Raw genomic sequence first — 14,558 nt, 5'->3', positions numbered from 1 at the left:
GGCCGGCCGGCTTATCCAGGGACTGCCGATCCCCCGATCAGGAGGTCTCTCCCCGCGGCGCCGCCCACCGCGGAGGCTGGGCGCACCGAACGAGACTTGATCGAGAAGGAGCACCACCATGCTGACCCTGGTCACCGGCGCCACCGGACAGGTGGGCCGCGGTTTCGTCCCCCGGCTGCTCGCCCAGGCCCGGCCCGGCGAGCGGGTGCGGGTGATCGTGCGCGACGGGACCCGCGCCGCCGCCCTCGCCGAGCGCGGCGCCGAGGTCGTCGTCGGCGACCTGCGCGACACCGACGTCCTCGGCAAGGCGCTCACCGGAGCGGACGCCGTCGTGAACATCGCCGCCTCCTTCCGGGGCGTGCCGGACGAGGAGATGCGGGCGGTCAACCGGGACGCCGCGGTGGAGCTGGGCCGGGCGGCCGTCGCCTCCGGGGTACGGCGGTTCGTGCAGGCCAGCACCATCCTGGTGTACGGCACGGGACGCGGCCGGCCGCACGTCGAGGACGACCCGTCCGTGCCGGGCGGCCCCATGTGGATGACGTATCCGGAGACCAAGCTGGAGGCCGAGCACGGCCTGCTCGCGCTGGAGGGGCTGGACGTCCGGATCGGCCGCCTCGCCTTTGTCTACGGCGAGGGCGACCCGCACCTGCCGGGCATCACCCGCTGGACCGCGACCCAGCCGGCCACCAAGCGGCACCACCTGGTGCACGTCGCCGACACCGCCCAGGGCCTGCTGCGCCTGCTGCACGCCCCCGGCGCCGGCGGTCGCGTCTACAACATCGCCGACGACGCCCCCGTCACCGCGCTGGAGATCCACCAGCTCCTCGGTGCGGAACCGCCGGCGGACGGACCCGACCCGGACCCCTGGTACGGCATCGCCTCCACCGACCGCGTCCGCCGCGAACTGGGGTACCGGCCCCACTTCCCGACCCTGTGGGCCGCGCGGGACGCCGGCGCCCTATGAGGGCAGGCGCTGCGCCCGCAGCAGCTCCCGGAACCAGTGGTAGGAGGCCTTGGGCGTGCGCTCCAGCGACGCGAAGTCCACGTGCACCAGGCCGAACCGGCGGGCGTAGCCCTCGGCCCACTCGAAGTTGTCCATGAGGGACCACACGAAGTAGCCGCGTACGTCGACGCCGGCCTCGATCGCCCGGTGCAGGGCACGGACGTGGGCGTCCAGGTAGGCGATGCGGTCCTGGTCGTCGACGCCCTCGTAGGAGCAGCCGTTCTCGGTGATGACGACGGGCGGGAGCCGGTCGCCGTAGCGCTCACGGAACCCGGTGAGCAGTTCCGTCAGCCCTTCCGGTACGACCGGCCAGCCGAAGTCGGTCACCGGCCGGCCCTCGATCTCCCGCACGGAGAAGGGCAGTCCGGCCGGCACCGTCAGTCCGCCGAACTCGGTGTCGGCGCCCTGCGGGGCGCCCACCCGCGTCGGGGCGTAGTAGTTGACGCCGTACCAGTCGACCGGATCGGCGATCACCTCCAGGTCGGCCTCGACGTCCCCCGGCATCAGCTCGCCCATGCCCTCCGGGTACGCGCCCAGGATGACCGGCTCGGCGAACAGCCGGTTGAGCAGCAGGTCGTAGAAGCCGGCCGCCTCCACGTCCGCCGGCTCCGGTGAGGCGGGCCAGGCCGGGCCGTGGGAGTTGGCGATGCCGATGTCCGTGGCGCCGGCCGCGCGCAGGGCCCGGACCGCGAGGCCGTGGGCGAGGAGCTGGTGGTGGGCGACCGGGAGGGCGTCGAAGAGCAGTCGCCGGCCGGGGGCGTGGGCGCCGATCGCGTGCCCCAGGAGGGTGTGTTCGGCGGGCTCGTTGAGGGTGATCCACGTGCGCACCCGGTCGCCGAGCCGGTCCGCCACCACCGCCACGTGGTCGGCGAACCGGGCCGCCGTGTCCCGGTCCAGCCAGTCCAGGCGGGCCGGCAGGTCCCAGTGGAAGAGGGTCGGGACCGGCCGGACGCCGGCCGCGCACAGCTCGTCCACCAGGCGGTCGTAGAAGTCCGCGCCGCCGGGGGAGTTCACCCGGGGCCAGGAGACGGAGAAGCGGTAGGCGTCCACGCCGAGACCGGCGAGGAGGGACACGTCCTCCCGGTAGCGGTGGTAGTGGTCGCAGGCCACCGCCGCCGTCGAGCCGTCCTTCACCCGTCCGGGCCCGGCCGTGAACACGTCCCAGACGGACGGCTCCCGCTCCTCGGCCGCGCCCTCGATCTGGTGCGCGGAGGTCGACACGCCCCACAGGAAGCCGGGCGGGAACCGGGGGATCGCCGTGCCGGTGTCAGTCGCCATGGCCGGATCATCCGTACCGGCGGTAACGGAAGTCAACGCCCGTGCACGGGAAGGCCGTTACGCGCCCTCCTTCAGTATCCGCGAGACAAGTTCCCGCTGGGCCTCGGTCAGCAGGGGATCCGCCGCGTACACCGTGCGGCCGTCCACCGTGATCTCGTAGCTGAAGCCGTCCGGGACGCCCGCCGGAGGGGTGCCGCGGCCGGACGCGAGGGCGCGTTCGGCCAGGGACCGCCACTCCTGGGCGTCGGGCCGGCCCGAGGTGTCCACCTCGGCCCGGCGCTCGATCCCCGCGAAACCGCCCGTGCGCCGCACTCGAATACGCATGGGTCTCTGTGTAGTACGGAACTACAGCGTCCGCACCCCGACCTGTCCCCACGCCTTCTGCACGGCCTGGAGTTCGTCCCGGGTGCCGTACCGCTCCCTGGCCGCCTTCACGGTCAGCGTGGCGAAGTCGGCGAAGAGGGCGTCCTCCTTCAGCTCGCCGCCGGTCAGCACGTCGTACCAGATCTGCCCGGCCTTCTCCCAGGCGTAGCCGCCGAGGGCGGTTGCGGCCAGGTAGAAGGCGTGGTTGGGGATGCCGGAGTTGATGTGCACGCCGCCGTTGTCGCGGCCCGTGCGGACGTAGTCCTCCATCTTCGCCGGCTGCGGGTCCTTGCCGAGGACGTCGTCGTCGTACGCCGTGCCCGGGGCCTTCATCGAGCGCAGGGCGGTGCCGGTGACGCGCGGTGCGAGGAGCCCGGCGCCGATCAGCCAGTCGGCCTCGGCGGCGGTCTGGCCGAGGGTGTACTGCTTGATCAGCGAGCCGAAGACGTCCGACACCGACTCGTTCAGGGCGCCCGACTGGCCGTAGTACTCCAGGTTCGCGGTGTGCTGGGTGACGCCGTGGGTCAGTTCGTGCCCGATGACGTCGACCGGGATGGTGAAGTCGAGGAAGATCTCGTCGTCGCCGTCGCCGAACACCATCTGCTCGCCGTTCCAGAAGGCGTTGTCGTAGTTCTCGCCGAAGTGCACGGTGGCGTCGAGCGGCATCCCGTTGTCGTCGATGGAGTGCCGGCCGTAGGCCTTGAGGTACAGCTCGAAGGTGGCGCCGAGGCCCGCGTAGGCACGGTTCACCGTGGCGTCGGAGCCGGGCTCGGAGCCCTCCTCGCGGACCTTGGCGCCGGGCAGGTCCTGGGAGTGCCCGGCGTCGTAGACGGTGCGGTGCGGCTTGTCGGCGGCGGCGCCCGCGGGCGGGGCGGCGGAGGCGGCACCGATCACCGTGGTCAGGCGGCGCTTGGTGCGCTGGTAGGCGTCGTGCTCCAGCGACCGGCGGGCCGGACCGGAGAGCGCGGGGTCCTCGTTGCGGGCGAGCCGGTCGAGGACGTGCGGCGGCACGATCGTGCAGAAGACGGGCTGGAAGCCCCCGGTGGTCGTCATGTTCCGCACCATTGCACTGCGTGATGTCACTGTCACTACCTGCCACCATGATTGGTGAAATACCAGGACACCAACCGCGACAGATCGTGACTGTGTGGTAGGGCGATGTGGTACGTCGCACTTTTTGTCCCGTTTTGCCGTGCGGTCCCGCATACTGGGACAGGCCCGCGCACCCGGAACGGCTCGGCTAGGCTGCGGAGCATCATGCGTTCCTGGCTGCTTCTTCTTAGCTGCCGCGGCGAGGGCCTGTAGTCGAGGCCGACTCCCTCCCCGCGGAGCTTGGCGTTGCGTCGTCGGCCGTCCACTCGGATATCCGGACATCCTGAGGAGCCCACGCCATCATGGCCAACCGCCAGCAGCCCAGCCCCATGCCGATCCACAAGTACGGCCGCTACGAGCAGGTCGACATCCCGGACCGCACCTGGCCGAACAAGCGGATCACCACCGCGCCCCGCTGGCTCTCCACCGACCTGCGCGACGGCAACCAGGCCCTGATCGACCCCATGTCGCCCGAGCGCAAGCGGCGCATGTTCGACCAGCTGGTCAAGATGGGCTACAAGGAGATCGAGGTCGGCTTCCCCGCCTCCGGCCAGACCGACTTCGACTTCGTGCGCTCGATCATCGAGGAAGAGGGCGCGATCCCCGAGGACGTGACGATCTCCGTCCTCACCCAGGCCCGCGAGGACCTGATCGAGCGGACCGTGGAGTCCCTGAAGGGCGCGCGCCGCGCCACCGTGCACCTGTACAACGCCACCGCCCCGGTCTTCCGCCGGGTCGTCTTCCGCGGCTCCAAGGACGACATCAAGCAGATCGCCGTCGACGGCACCCGCCTGGTGATGGAGTACGCCGAGAAGCTGCTGGGCCCGGAGACCGAGTTCGGCTACCAGTACTCCCCGGAGATCTTCACCGACACCGAGCTGGACTTCGCGCTGGAGGTCTGCGAGGCGGTGATGGACGTCTACCAGCCGGGCCCGGGCCGCGAGATCATCCTCAACCTGCCCGCCACCGTGGAGCGTTCCACGCCGTCCACGCACGCGGACCGCTTCGAGTGGATGCACCGCAACCTGAGCCGCCGCGAGTACGTCTGCCTGTCCGTCCACCCGCACAACGACCGCGGCACGGCCGTGGCCGCCGCCGAGCTGGCGCTGATGGCCGGCGCCGACCGCGTCGAGGGCTGCCTGTTCGGGCAGGGCGAGCGCACCGGCAACGTCGACCTGGTCACCCTGGGCATGAACCTGTTCTCCCAGGGCGTCGACCCGCAGATCGACTTCTCCGACATCGACGAGATCCGTCGTACGTGGGAGTACTGCAACCAGATGGAGGTCCACCCGCGCCACCCGTACGTGGGCGACCTGGTCTACACGTCCTTCTCCGGCTCCCACCAGGACGCCATCAAGAAGGGCTTCGACGCCATGGAGGCCGACGCGGCGGCCCGCGGGGTCACCGTGGACGACCTGGAGTGGGCGGTGCCGTACCTGCCGATCGACCCGAAGGACGTCGGCCGCTCCTACGAGGCCGTCATCCGCGTCAACTCGCAGTCGGGCAAGGGCGGTATCTCCTACGTCCTGAAGAACGACCACAAGCTCGACCTGCCGCGCCGGATGCAGATCGAGTTCTCGAAGATCATCCAGGCGAAGACCGACGCCCAGGGCGGCGAGATCACGCCGAAGGAGATCTGGGAGGTCTTCCAGGACGAGTACCTGCCGAACCCCGCGAACCCGTGGGGCCGCGTCCAGGTCAGGACCGGCCAGTCGACCACCGACACCGACGGTGTGGACACCCTCACCGTCGAGGCCACCGTCGACGGCGAGGACCGGGTCCTGACCGGCTCCGGCAACGGTCCGATCTCGGCCTTCTTCGACGCCCTGCAGTCCATCGGCATCGACGTACGCCTGCTGGACTACCAGGAGCACACGATGAGCGAGGGAGCCTCCGCGCAGGCCGCCTCCTACATCGAGTGCGCGATCGACGACAAGGTCCTGTGGGGCATCGGCATCGACGCGAACACGACGCGTGCGTCGCTGAAGGCGGTCGTCTCCGCGGTGAACCGCGCGACGCGCTAGCGCGTCGCCGGGCAGCGGGCCAAGACGCTGTCCCGCCCCGGCGTTCACAGGTCCCCGCCCGCCGTGCACCGGTGGGCGGGGATCGTCTGTTTCCGGCCAACGCGCCCCCCAGGTCACAGAAAGGTCTCTTACGGGGTACTGACTCCGCCTCGGTGATGTGGCTAACATCACGCCAGCGCGGCGATGTTGCCGTGCGGTTACGGAGGTGCGACGTGCTGCCAGTACGGGGACGAGACGGCCAAGCCGCCAGGGCTGCGCGCTTCCTGGGCACCCGCACCGCGTGGACGGCCGTGGGCGACGGCGAGTTCTTCTGCCCCGGCTGCGGCGGCGACCGCAACTACCAGCGGCTCACCGGACGACGCCGGCTCACCCTGCTCGGCGTGCCCGTGCTGCCGCGCGGGACGGCCGGACCGGTCGTGGAGTGCGCGGCCTGCGAGCACCACTTCGGCACCGAGGTGCTGGACCACCCCACCACCCGCCGGTTCTCCGCGATGCTCCGGGACGCCGTGCACACCGTCGCCCTGGCCGTGCTCGCCGCGGGCGGCACCTGTTCCCGTACGGCCCTGGAGACGGCCGCCGCCACGGTCCGCGCGGCCGGCTTCGCCGAGTGCACCGAGGACCGGCTGGCCGCCCTGGTCGACGCCCTCGCCGCCGACACCGGCCGGTACTTCGAGCAGCCGTGCGGGGCCGGGCTGACCATAGAGCTGCACGAGTCCCTGGACCCGCTCGCCCCGCACCTGGCGCCGGCCGGACGCGAGTCGCTGCTGCTCCAGGCCGCCCGCATCGCCCTCGCCGACGGCCCCTACACCCCCGCCGAGCGCGACGCCCTCGCCACCGTCGGCGCGGCCCTCACCATCTGCTCCGACGACGTGACCCGCCTCCTGGCCGCGGCCCGGACCCCGTCCTGACCACCGCGGTGACCGGCCGCCCGCCCCGGCCCCCCGCCCCTGATCACCCGGACGGAGTAAGACCGCCCCGGTGATCCTGGGGAGCATCAGGGCGTGACCCCGCGCAGCCGCTCCCTGCTCACCAGCCTGGCACTCCTCGCCCCGCTCACCACCGGGCTGCCCGCCCACGCGACGCCCGCCGGCTGCGCCTCCTCGGTGCCGTACGCGTCCGGGCGGGGCGGGTACGCCGCCTACCGCATCCCGGCCGTGGTGACGACCCGGCGCGGCACCGTCCTGGCCTTCGCCGAGGGCCGGCGCGACGGCGCGGGAGACACCGGTGACATCGACGTCGTCCTGCGCCGCTCCACCGACGGCGGCTGCACCTGGGGCCCGCTGACCGTGGTGGCCGCCGGGCGGGGCCGCACCCGGGGCAACCCGGCGCCCGTGGTCGACCCGCGCACCGGCGCGGTGGTCCTGGTCACCTGCGCCAACGGCGGGAGCGTGACGGAGGCGCGGATCATGCGCGGCGAGGTCACCCCGGAACAGGGCCGCCGGGTCTTCGTGCAGCGCAGCTCGGACGACGGCCGCCGTTTCACTGCCCCCCGGGACATCACGGCCCGGGTGACCCGGCCCGGCTGGCGCTGGTACGCCACCGGTCCCGGCCACGCCGTCGCCCTCACCCGCGGCCCGCACTCCCCCGCAGGGGGCGCCCCCAGCCGCCTGCTGGTGCCCGCCGACCACTCCGCCGCCCCGCCCGCCGGCTCCCGGGACACCGGCCAGGAGGCCAGGTACTACGGCGCACACGTCCTCTACAGCGACGACTCCGGCCGCACCTGGCAGCTGGGGGCCGTGGACGCCGGATACGACGGCGTGACCAACGCCAACGAGACCAGCGCCGCGCAGCTCCCCGACGGCCGCGTCTACTTCAGCTCCCGCGACCAGAACGGCACCGCTCCCGGCAACCGCCTCGACACCTACTCCGGCGACGGCGGCCTGACCCTGGACCGCCCCTACGCCGTCCAGCCCGCCCTGGACGCCGTCCCGGTGGTCCAGGGCAGCGTCCTCCAGCCGCGCGGGCCGGGCGCGCCCCTGCTGTTCTCCGCGCCCTCCGTGCCGACCGCACGGCGCGCCCTGGCCCTGTGGGCGAGCACGGACGCCGGCCGCACCTTCCGCAGGCTGCTCACCCTCTCCGACCACCCGGCCGCCTACTCCGACCTGGTCCAGCTCGCCCCCGGCACGATCGGCGTCCTCTACGAGACCGGCGTCCGCGGCCCGTACGAGTCCCTTCGGTTCCGCAGACTCCGCCTGGACGCTCCGGAACCCGCCGGCGGGGCCCGCGGCACGAACTAGCCGTCGAGGCCGAGCAGGCCCGCCGCCGCCATCAGCTTGCCGATCCGCTCGACCTCCGCGCCGGTCAGCGGGACCTGCGGCTCGGCGGTCACCGGGCAGTCGATGATCCCGCGCAGATGCAGCGCCGCCTTGAACGCGCCCAGCGCCGCCGAACTGCCGCCCATCCGCGCGGGGTCGCCGACACCGGTGATCCCGAACAACGCGCACAACCGCTCCTGTTCGACCCGCGCCCCCTCCGCGTCGCCCGCCCGGCACTGGCGGTACAGGCGCACGTAGCCGTGCGGGTCGACGTTGGCCAGGCCCGGCACGGCCCCGTCGGCGCCCAGCGCCAGTGCCGCGTCGGTGATCAGCTCCGAGCCGGTCAGCACGCTGAACCCGGGGTGGGCGCGGGCGCCGGTGACCACCTCCCGGAACGCAGCCAGGTCCCCGCTGGAGTCCTTGACCCCGGCCAGTACGCCGTCCCCGGCGAGCCCCAGCAGCAGGTCGGCGGGGAGTTTGGCGTGCACGGCGACGGGGATGTCGTAGGCGATCACCGGGACCGGACTGGCGGCGGCGATCCGGCGGTAGTGGTGGACGATCTCCGCCGGGTGGGTGCGGGCGTAGAACGGCGCGGTGACGACGACGGCCCGCGCGCCCGCCGAGGTGACCGCCGCCACGTGGTCCAGGACGCGCGGGGTGGTCATGTCGATGGCCCCGGCGAGCACGGGCAGCTGACCGCCCACGTGCGCGGTCACGGCCGCCACCACCCGCTCGCGCTGCGCGTCCGTCAGGAAGGCCGCCTCCGACGTCGAGCCCAGCAGGAACAGCCCGTGCACCCCGGCCTCCACCAGGAAGTCCACCAGGCGCAGCAACGAGGGCACGTCCACCTCGCGTTCCGGTGTCAGGGGCGTGCAGACGGGCGGGACGACACCGGTGAGCGGGGTCGGAAGGGTCATTCACGGCTCCTGGGGCGCTGGGTGTCGGACCGGCTGGTCCTCCTGCACAGGATGGTGGCACCGGTAGCGGTGTCCGGGCCGTGACGCGGCCGAGAAGTCCGGCATCGACGCGGCGCAGACCTCGTCGGCCCTCCAGCAGCGGGTGCGGAACGGGCAGCCGCTCGGCGGGCGGGCCGCCGAGGGGACGGGCCCGGTCAGCGGGATCGGTTCGACGGGGTCCAGCAGGCCCGGCGTGGCCGAGAACAGGGCGCGGGTGTACGGGTGCCGCGCCGCGCCGGTGACCCGGTCCGCCGGGGTCTCCTCCACGATCCGGCCGAGGTACATGGTGATCACCCGGTCGCTCATCCGCCGTACGGTCTGGATGTCGTGCGAGACGAACACCAGGGCGAGACCGAGGCGCTCCTTCAGGTCGAGCAGCAGGTTGAGGATCTGCGCGCGGACCGAGACGTCCAGGGCGCTGGTCGGCTCGTCGGCGACGACCAGGTCCGGGTCGAGGGCGAGCGCGCGGGCGATGGCGACCCGCTGCCGCTGTCCGCCGGAGAGCTGCCCGGGCAGGGCGCCGGCGAGCGCCCGGGGCAGGCCCACGAGGGCCATCAGCTCCCGCACCCGTTCCTCGCGCCCGGCCCGCGTGCCGCGCCGGTGGACGTCCAGCGGGTCGCGCAGGATACGGCGGACCGTCAGCCGGCGGTTCAGCGCGGTCGACGGGTCCTGGAAGATCATGCCGGTGCCCGCGCCGACCGTGGCCCTGCGCTCGGCGGCCGGCATCGCCCACAGGTCCCGGCCCCGGAACGCCACCGTCCCGGACACCGGCCGCTCGATGCCCACCAGCACCTTCGCCAGCGTCGACTTCCCGCACCCCGACTCGCCGACCACCCCGACCGTCTCACCGGGCGCGACACGCAGATCCGCGCCGGTCAGGGCGTACACCCGGTCCCGGCGGAACAGGCCGCCGCTGCGCGCCCGGTGGACGACGTGCGCCTCCCGCACCTCCACGACAGCGCTCACCACAGGGCCTCCTCGCTCTGCGCCGACGACAGGCCGACCGCCGGGTGGTGGCAGGCGGCCGCGTGGGCTGGGGTGCCCGTCAGGACCGGGGCGGTGGTGTGGCAGACCTCGGTGGCGAGCGGGCAGCGGTCGGCGAACCGGCAGCCCGCCGGGAAGTCGGCGGGGGCCGGTACGACCCCCTTGATCTGGGTCATGCGCTCCGCGGCCGACTCCAGCGAGAGCACGCTGCCGAGCAGCCCGCGCGTGTAGTGGTGGGCCGGCGCCGCCACCAGGCCGGCGGTCACCCCGGTCTCCACGATCTGCCCGCCGTACATCACCACCACCCGGTCGGTGACGTCCGCGACCAGCGCCAGGTCGTGCGAGACCAGGATCAGCGCGAAGCCCAGCTCGGCCCGCAGCCGCAGCAGCAGCTCCATGACCTGGGCCTGCACGGTGACGTCCAGGGCGGTGGTCGGCTCGTCGGCGACGATCAGCGCGGGGTCGCGGGAGAGGACCATCGCGATGAGCACCCGCTGGCGCTGCCCGCCGGACAGCTCGTGCGGATAGCTGCGCAGGGTGCGGTCGGGGTCCAGGCCGACCAGCTCCACGAGCTCGCGCGGACCGCGCCTGCCGCCGCGCCGGACGAGCTGCTTCAGCTGGGCCCGGACGGTCATGGCCGGGTTCAGGGAGGACAGGGCGTCCTGGTACACCATGGCCATCTCGTGGCCGAGGAGCCGCCGCCGCGCCCGCGCCGGCTCGGTCAGCAGGTCCCGCTGCCGGAACCGGATCCGGCCGCCGACCCGGGCGCCCTTCGGCTGGAGCCCCATCACGGTCAGCGCGGTCAGCGACTTCCCGCAGCCCGACTCGCCCACCAGCCCCAGCACTTCACCGGGGTACACCTCGAAGCCGACCCCGGCCACGATGTCCACGCCCCGGTGCCGGTCCGGGAAGCCGATGGCGAGGTCCTCCACGGCGAGCACCGGCTGTCCGCCGCGGTCCGGCAGCGGCCGGGCCCGGGCGCGCAGCCGCCGGGCGGCCTCGGTGAGACCGGGCAGCGCCAGCACCTCGCCGGCGCCGGGCTCCGGGGTCTCCAGGCGGTCCGCCGGGGGCGCGTCCACCTCGCGGGGCGCGGGCGCCGCCCACGCGTCCGAGACGCCCTCGGAGAGGATGTTCAGCGCCAGCACGGTGAGCAGGATCAGCAGCCCGGGGAAGACGGTCGCCCACCAGCCGCCGGTCAGCACCATGTTCTTGCCGTCGGCGATGACACTGCCCCAGGACGGGTCCGGGGGCCGCACGCCCGCGCCGATGAAGGACAGCGACGCCTCGAACACGATGGCCTCGGCGACCTGGACCGTGCAGAACACCAGGACCGGCGCGGCACAGTTGACGGCCACGTGCCGCAGCACGATGTGCGGGGTGCGGGCACCGATGACCCGCTCGGCGGTGACGTAGTCCTCGCCGTACTGGTCCAGCACGTTGGCCCGTACGACCCGTGCCACGGGCGGGGTGAAGAGGAACGCGATCGCACCGATCAGCACGCCGATGCCGCCGCCGAACACGGCCACCAGCACGGCCGCGAGCGCGATGCCCGGGAACGCCATCACCACGTCCAGGCAGCGCATCAGCGTCTCGTCCACCGCCTTGCGGGAGGTGGCGGCCAGCGCCCCGACGACGGCGCCGACGGCGAGCGCGAGCGCGGTCGCGCCCAGCCCGATGGCGAGGGACCAGCGGGCGCCGTACATCAGCCGGCTCAGGACGTCCCGGCCGAGGCTGTCCTGCCCCAGCCAGTGCGCGGCCGACGGCGCCCCGGTCCCGCCGTCCGGGTCCTGCTGGTCGAGCGGGTCGTGCGGGGCGAGGAGGGGGGCGAGGACGGCGACGACGATGACGACGGCCAGGAAGCAGACGGCGGCCCGGGACAGCGGCGGCAGCCGGCGCCGGCCGCGCGGCCGGGCACCGCCGGGCCGGGACAACCGCTTGCCGAGCTGCGCGCGCGTGATCATCAAGCCGCCCTCAAGCGTGGGTTGACCAGCAGATACAGGATGTCGATGACGAGGTTGACGACGACGAACCCGGTCGCGGTGGTCAGCACGACCCCCTGCACGACGGCCGGGTCGCCGTTCTGCACGGCGTCGATCATCAGCTTCCCCATGCCGGGCAGCGAGAAGATCGTCTCGATGACGACGGCGCCGCCGAGGAGGTAGCCGACCCGCAGCCCGAGCACGGTGAGCGGATTGACGAGCGCGTTGCGCAGCACGTTGCGGCCGACGACGACCCGGGGCGGCAGCCCGTTGCCGATCGCCGTCCGGACGTAGTCCTTGTCCAGCTCCTCCACCACGGAGGTCCGCACGATCCGGGTGAGCTGGGCGGCGACCGGCAGGGACAGCGCGAACGCGGGCAGGGCCATGGTCCTCAGCCAGCCGGTGAGGGAGTCGGCGGGGTTGACGTAGCCGCCGGTCGGGAACCAGCCCCGGTCCACGGCCAGGTACTGGATCATCAGCAGCGCCAGCCAGAAGCCGGGCGCGGCCACCCCGACCAGTGAGACGACCCGGATGACCTGGTCCGGCAGCCGGTCCCGGTACACCGCCGCCGTCACCCCGCCCGCCAGCGCCAGCACGACCGCGAGCGCGAGACCGAGGAAGGTCAGCTGGAGGGTGAGCGGCAGCGCGGTGGTGACCTGGCCGGCCACGGGCGCGCGGGTGAGGGCGCTGGTGCCGAGGTCGCCGTGGAGCAGGTCGCCGACGAAGTGGACGTACCGCAGGGGCAGCGGGTCCAGCAGCCCGTTGCGCTCCCGGAACTCGTGCAGCTGCCCGGGGGTCGGGTTGGCGCCCTGGAAGAACGCGGACGCCGGGTCGGCGTCCGAGAACCGCATCACCAGGAACACGAAGAGGACGATGCCGAGGAGCAGGGGCACGAGCAGGGCGACGCGGCGCAGCAGGATCCGTACGACGGCCGTCATGCCGTCAGGTCCACTTGGCCTGGAGCACGTTGATCCCCGGGTACGGCTGGGCCCGTATCCCGCTGAGCTCGCGCGGGTCCCAGGCGGTCATCAGCTCGTTGTGGACGACCGGGTAGAGCACGGCCTGCTCGGCGACGACGTCGACGTAGTCCTGGATCATCGCCTTCTTCCGCGCGGGGTCCGGCTCCCGGGCCGCCCGGTCCATGTCCCGGAAGAGCCGTTGCGCGACGGGGTGGCCCTCCCACCGCGTGTATCGCATCCACAGGTTCCCGGGCCCGTAGTTGTAGTGCATGATCAGGTCGGCGTCGCGCCCGAACTGGTTGGGGTTGGAGGCCGCAGCGACCACCTGGTAGTCCTGCCTCTGGTCCATCTTGGTGAAGACGGCCGTGGTCTCCTGCGGCGCCAGGGTGGTCCGCACGCCGATCGCGTCCCAGGAGGACTTGATGGTCGGCAGGCAGTCCACGATCCAGCTGACGTTGACGGCGAGGATCTCGACGGTGAGGCCGGTGACTCCGGCGGCCCTCAGCAGGGCCTTGGCCTTGCCGGGGTCGTGGTCGTAGACGGTGCCGGCCCGGCGGTAGCCGGGATTGCCCTCGTTGAGGAACGAGGACGCGGGCCTGCCGTGGCCCTTCAGCGCGACCCGCACCATCTTCTCGGTGTCGATGGCGTAGTGCAGCGCCTGGCGGACGCGGACGTCGTCGAAGGGCTTGTGCCGGGTGTTGAACATCAGGAAGAGGTTGTTCATCCCGGCGCCGCCGGCCACCTTCAGCCCGCCCTGTTCCAGCCGGGGGATGTTGGCGTAGGGGATGTTGTCGGCGATCTGCGCGCCGGCGCCGGTACCGGAGATCTTCGCGACGCGGGGTGCCGCGTCCACGATGGTCAGCCAGTTCATCCTCCGGAAGGCGGGCCTGCGGGGACCGTTGTAGGCGGCGAACGCCTCGAAGGCGGTGTTCGACTTCGGGTGGTGCGCGGTCTGCCGGTACGGTCCCGAGCCCACGGCCAGCCCCTTGACCGCGTCGTCCCAGGCGCCGGGCCGGGAGAAGACGTGCCGGGGCATGACCTTGGCGAGGGTGAGCCGGGACAGACCGTCCGGGAAGGGGAACTTGAGGACGAGCTCGACCGTCCGGGCGTCGATCTTCCGCACGGAGTCCAGCCAGGGGGCGAAGAAGCCCTTGGCGAGCGTCTGGGTGTCCGGGTCGAGGATCCGGTCGAAGACGAACAGGACGTCGTCGGCGGTGACGGGCTTGCCGTCGTGGAAGGTGGCGCCGGGGCGCAGCGAGAACCGCCAGGTGGTGGCGGACGGGTCGCGGGGGATCGCGGTGGCCAGCGCCGGATACGGCTCCCGGCTGATCGGGTCCGTGTCCAGCAGCCCCTCGTAGATGTGGTTGTTGGCGGCCATCGCGAACGCCGACGCGGTCTGCGTGGGGTCCCAGCTGCCGTCGTTGCCGTACCCGATCACGGCGGTCAGCGTCCGGTCCTTGCCGCTGCCACCGCCTCCGGTGTCGTTCGTCGACTCCGGACCGGCGGAACAGGCGGCCAGCGCGGGGGTCAGGGCGGCGGCGCCGAGCGCGCCGGAGTACTTCAGGAACTGCCGGCGAAGCGGTGCCGGTCCGCCGGGGTTCACGTCGTCGTCGCGCACGGGTCCTCCAGCAGGTGGGTGGGGGAGGGGTGAGGGAGGGAGGTGAT

At 73.0% G+C, this 14,558-nt stretch carries 12 protein-coding genes; 4 read left to right on the top strand and 8 right to left on the bottom strand.

Annotated elements, in window-relative coordinates:
- The first annotated feature begins 118 nt into the window (after window positions 1-118).
- On the top strand, window positions 119-964 hold the full coding sequence (locus ACZ5DC_RS07950; RefSeq protein WP_468650516.1) for an NAD-dependent epimerase/dehydratase family protein: 846 nt from the start codon (window positions 119-121) through the stop codon (window positions 962-964).
- Here the strand turns inward: ACZ5DC_RS07950 and ACZ5DC_RS07945 are convergent.
- Genes ACZ5DC_RS07945 through ACZ5DC_RS07935 form a run of 3 tightly spaced genes read right to left on the bottom strand, consistent with a single transcriptional unit; the run spans window position 959 to window position 3,697 of the window.
- Entirely contained in the window at window positions 959-2,281 is a 1,323-nt protein-coding gene (locus ACZ5DC_RS07945; RefSeq protein WP_468650514.1) for a GH1 family beta-glucosidase, read from the bottom strand. The two genes, ACZ5DC_RS07950 and ACZ5DC_RS07945, sit on opposite strands and share 6 nt — an antisense overlap.
- 57 nt (window positions 2,282-2,338) lie before the next feature.
- A complete protein-coding gene (locus tag ACZ5DC_RS07940; protein WP_468650512.1) occupies window positions 2,339-2,605 on the bottom strand; it encodes a protealysin inhibitor emfourin in 267 nt (88 codons plus the stop codon).
- A gap of 21 nt (window positions 2,606-2,626) precedes the next feature.
- Window positions 2,627-3,697 carry a M4 family metallopeptidase gene (locus ACZ5DC_RS07935; RefSeq protein WP_468650510.1) on the bottom strand — a complete coding sequence of 357 codons (1,071 nt, stop codon included), beginning with the start codon at window positions 3,695-3,697 and terminating at the stop codon, window positions 2,627-2,629.
- Window positions 3,698-4,038: 341 nt separating this feature from the next.
- Here ACZ5DC_RS07935 and leuA point away from each other — a divergent pair, with 341 nt between their 5' ends.
- The 3 genes from leuA to ACZ5DC_RS07920 all read left to right on the top strand — a co-directional run bounded on the left by leuA (window position 4,039) and on the right by ACZ5DC_RS07920 (window position 7,997).
- Window positions 4,039-5,760 carry a 2-isopropylmalate synthase gene (gene leuA / locus ACZ5DC_RS07930; protein ID WP_366749526.1) on the top strand — a complete coding sequence of 574 codons (1,722 nt, stop codon included), beginning with the start codon at window positions 4,039-4,041 and terminating at the stop codon, window positions 5,758-5,760.
- 212 nt (window positions 5,761-5,972) lie between these two features.
- Complete coding sequence (locus ACZ5DC_RS07925; RefSeq protein ID WP_468650508.1) at window positions 5,973-6,668, top strand: tellurite resistance TerB family protein; 696 nt, start codon at window positions 5,973-5,975, stop codon at window positions 6,666-6,668.
- A gap of 93 nt (window positions 6,669-6,761) precedes the next feature.
- Window positions 6,762-7,997: a sialidase family protein gene (locus ACZ5DC_RS07920; protein WP_468650506.1), complete on the top strand. Its 1,236-nt coding sequence runs from the start codon at window positions 6,762-6,764 to the stop codon at window positions 7,995-7,997.
- Here ACZ5DC_RS07920 and ACZ5DC_RS07915 read toward each other — a convergent pair.
- Genes ACZ5DC_RS07915 through ACZ5DC_RS07895 form a run of 5 tightly spaced genes read right to left on the bottom strand, consistent with a single transcriptional unit; the run spans window position 7,994 to window position 14,511 of the window.
- On the bottom strand, window positions 7,994-8,932 hold the full coding sequence (locus tag ACZ5DC_RS07915; RefSeq protein WP_468650504.1) for a dihydrodipicolinate synthase family protein: 939 nt from the start codon (window positions 8,930-8,932) through the stop codon (window positions 7,994-7,996). The genes ACZ5DC_RS07920 and ACZ5DC_RS07915 overlap by 4 nt on opposite strands.
- Window positions 8,933-9,937: an oligopeptide/dipeptide ABC transporter ATP-binding protein gene (locus ACZ5DC_RS07910; RefSeq protein WP_468650502.1), complete on the bottom strand. Its 1,005-nt coding sequence runs from the start codon at window positions 9,935-9,937 to the stop codon at window positions 8,933-8,935.
- Complete coding sequence (locus ACZ5DC_RS07905; RefSeq protein ID WP_468650500.1) at window positions 9,934-11,916, bottom strand: dipeptide/oligopeptide/nickel ABC transporter permease/ATP-binding protein; 1,983 nt, start codon at window positions 11,914-11,916, stop codon at window positions 9,934-9,936. The genes ACZ5DC_RS07910 and ACZ5DC_RS07905 overlap by 4 nt, the downstream gene beginning before the upstream one ends.
- Window positions 11,916-12,872 carry an ABC transporter permease gene (locus tag ACZ5DC_RS07900; protein ID WP_468650498.1) on the bottom strand — a complete coding sequence of 319 codons (957 nt, stop codon included), beginning with the start codon at window positions 12,870-12,872 and terminating at the stop codon, window positions 11,916-11,918. The genes ACZ5DC_RS07905 and ACZ5DC_RS07900 overlap by 1 nt, the downstream gene beginning before the upstream one ends.
- Window positions 12,873-12,876: 4 nt before the next feature.
- Window positions 12,877-14,511 carry an ABC transporter substrate-binding protein gene (locus tag ACZ5DC_RS07895; RefSeq protein ID WP_468650496.1) on the bottom strand — a complete coding sequence of 545 codons (1,635 nt, stop codon included), beginning with the start codon at window positions 14,509-14,511 and terminating at the stop codon, window positions 12,877-12,879.
- Between the last annotated feature and the right edge of the window lie 47 nt (window positions 14,512-14,558).

Source organism: Streptomyces sp. NPDC031445, from assembly GCF_055581365.1.
The sequence above is the reverse complement of the archived record's forward strand: the minus strand, read 5'-3'. Positions and strand labels throughout refer to the sequence as shown.

Excerpts from the sequence above, each read along its gene's own strand:
- ACZ5DC_RS07935 (WP_468650510.1), bottom strand. The coding sequence starts at position 3,697 with ATGACGACCACCGGGGGCTTCCAGCCCGTCTTCTGCACGATCGTGCCG.
- leuA (WP_366749526.1), top strand. The coding sequence starts at position 4,039 with ATGGCCAACCGCCAGCAGCCCAGCCCCATGCCGATCCACAAGTACGGC.
- ACZ5DC_RS07915 (WP_468650504.1), bottom strand. The coding sequence starts at position 8,932 with ATGACCCTTCCGACCCCGCTCACCGGTGTCGTCCCGCCCGTCTGCACG.
- ACZ5DC_RS07940 (WP_468650512.1), bottom strand. The coding sequence starts at position 2,605 with ATGCGTATTCGAGTGCGGCGCACGGGCGGTTTCGCGGGGATCGAGCGC.
- ACZ5DC_RS07945 (WP_468650514.1), bottom strand. The coding sequence starts at position 2,281 with ATGGCGACTGACACCGGCACGGCGATCCCCCGGTTCCCGCCCGGCTTC.
- ACZ5DC_RS07950 (WP_468650516.1), top strand. The coding sequence starts at position 119 with ATGCTGACCCTGGTCACCGGCGCCACCGGACAGGTGGGCCGCGGTTTC.
- ACZ5DC_RS07905 (WP_468650500.1), bottom strand. The coding sequence starts at position 11,916 with ATGATCACGCGCGCGCAGCTCGGCAAGCGGTTGTCCCGGCCCGGCGGT.
- ACZ5DC_RS07900 (WP_468650498.1), bottom strand. The coding sequence starts at position 12,872 with ATGACGGCCGTCGTACGGATCCTGCTGCGCCGCGTCGCCCTGCTCGTG.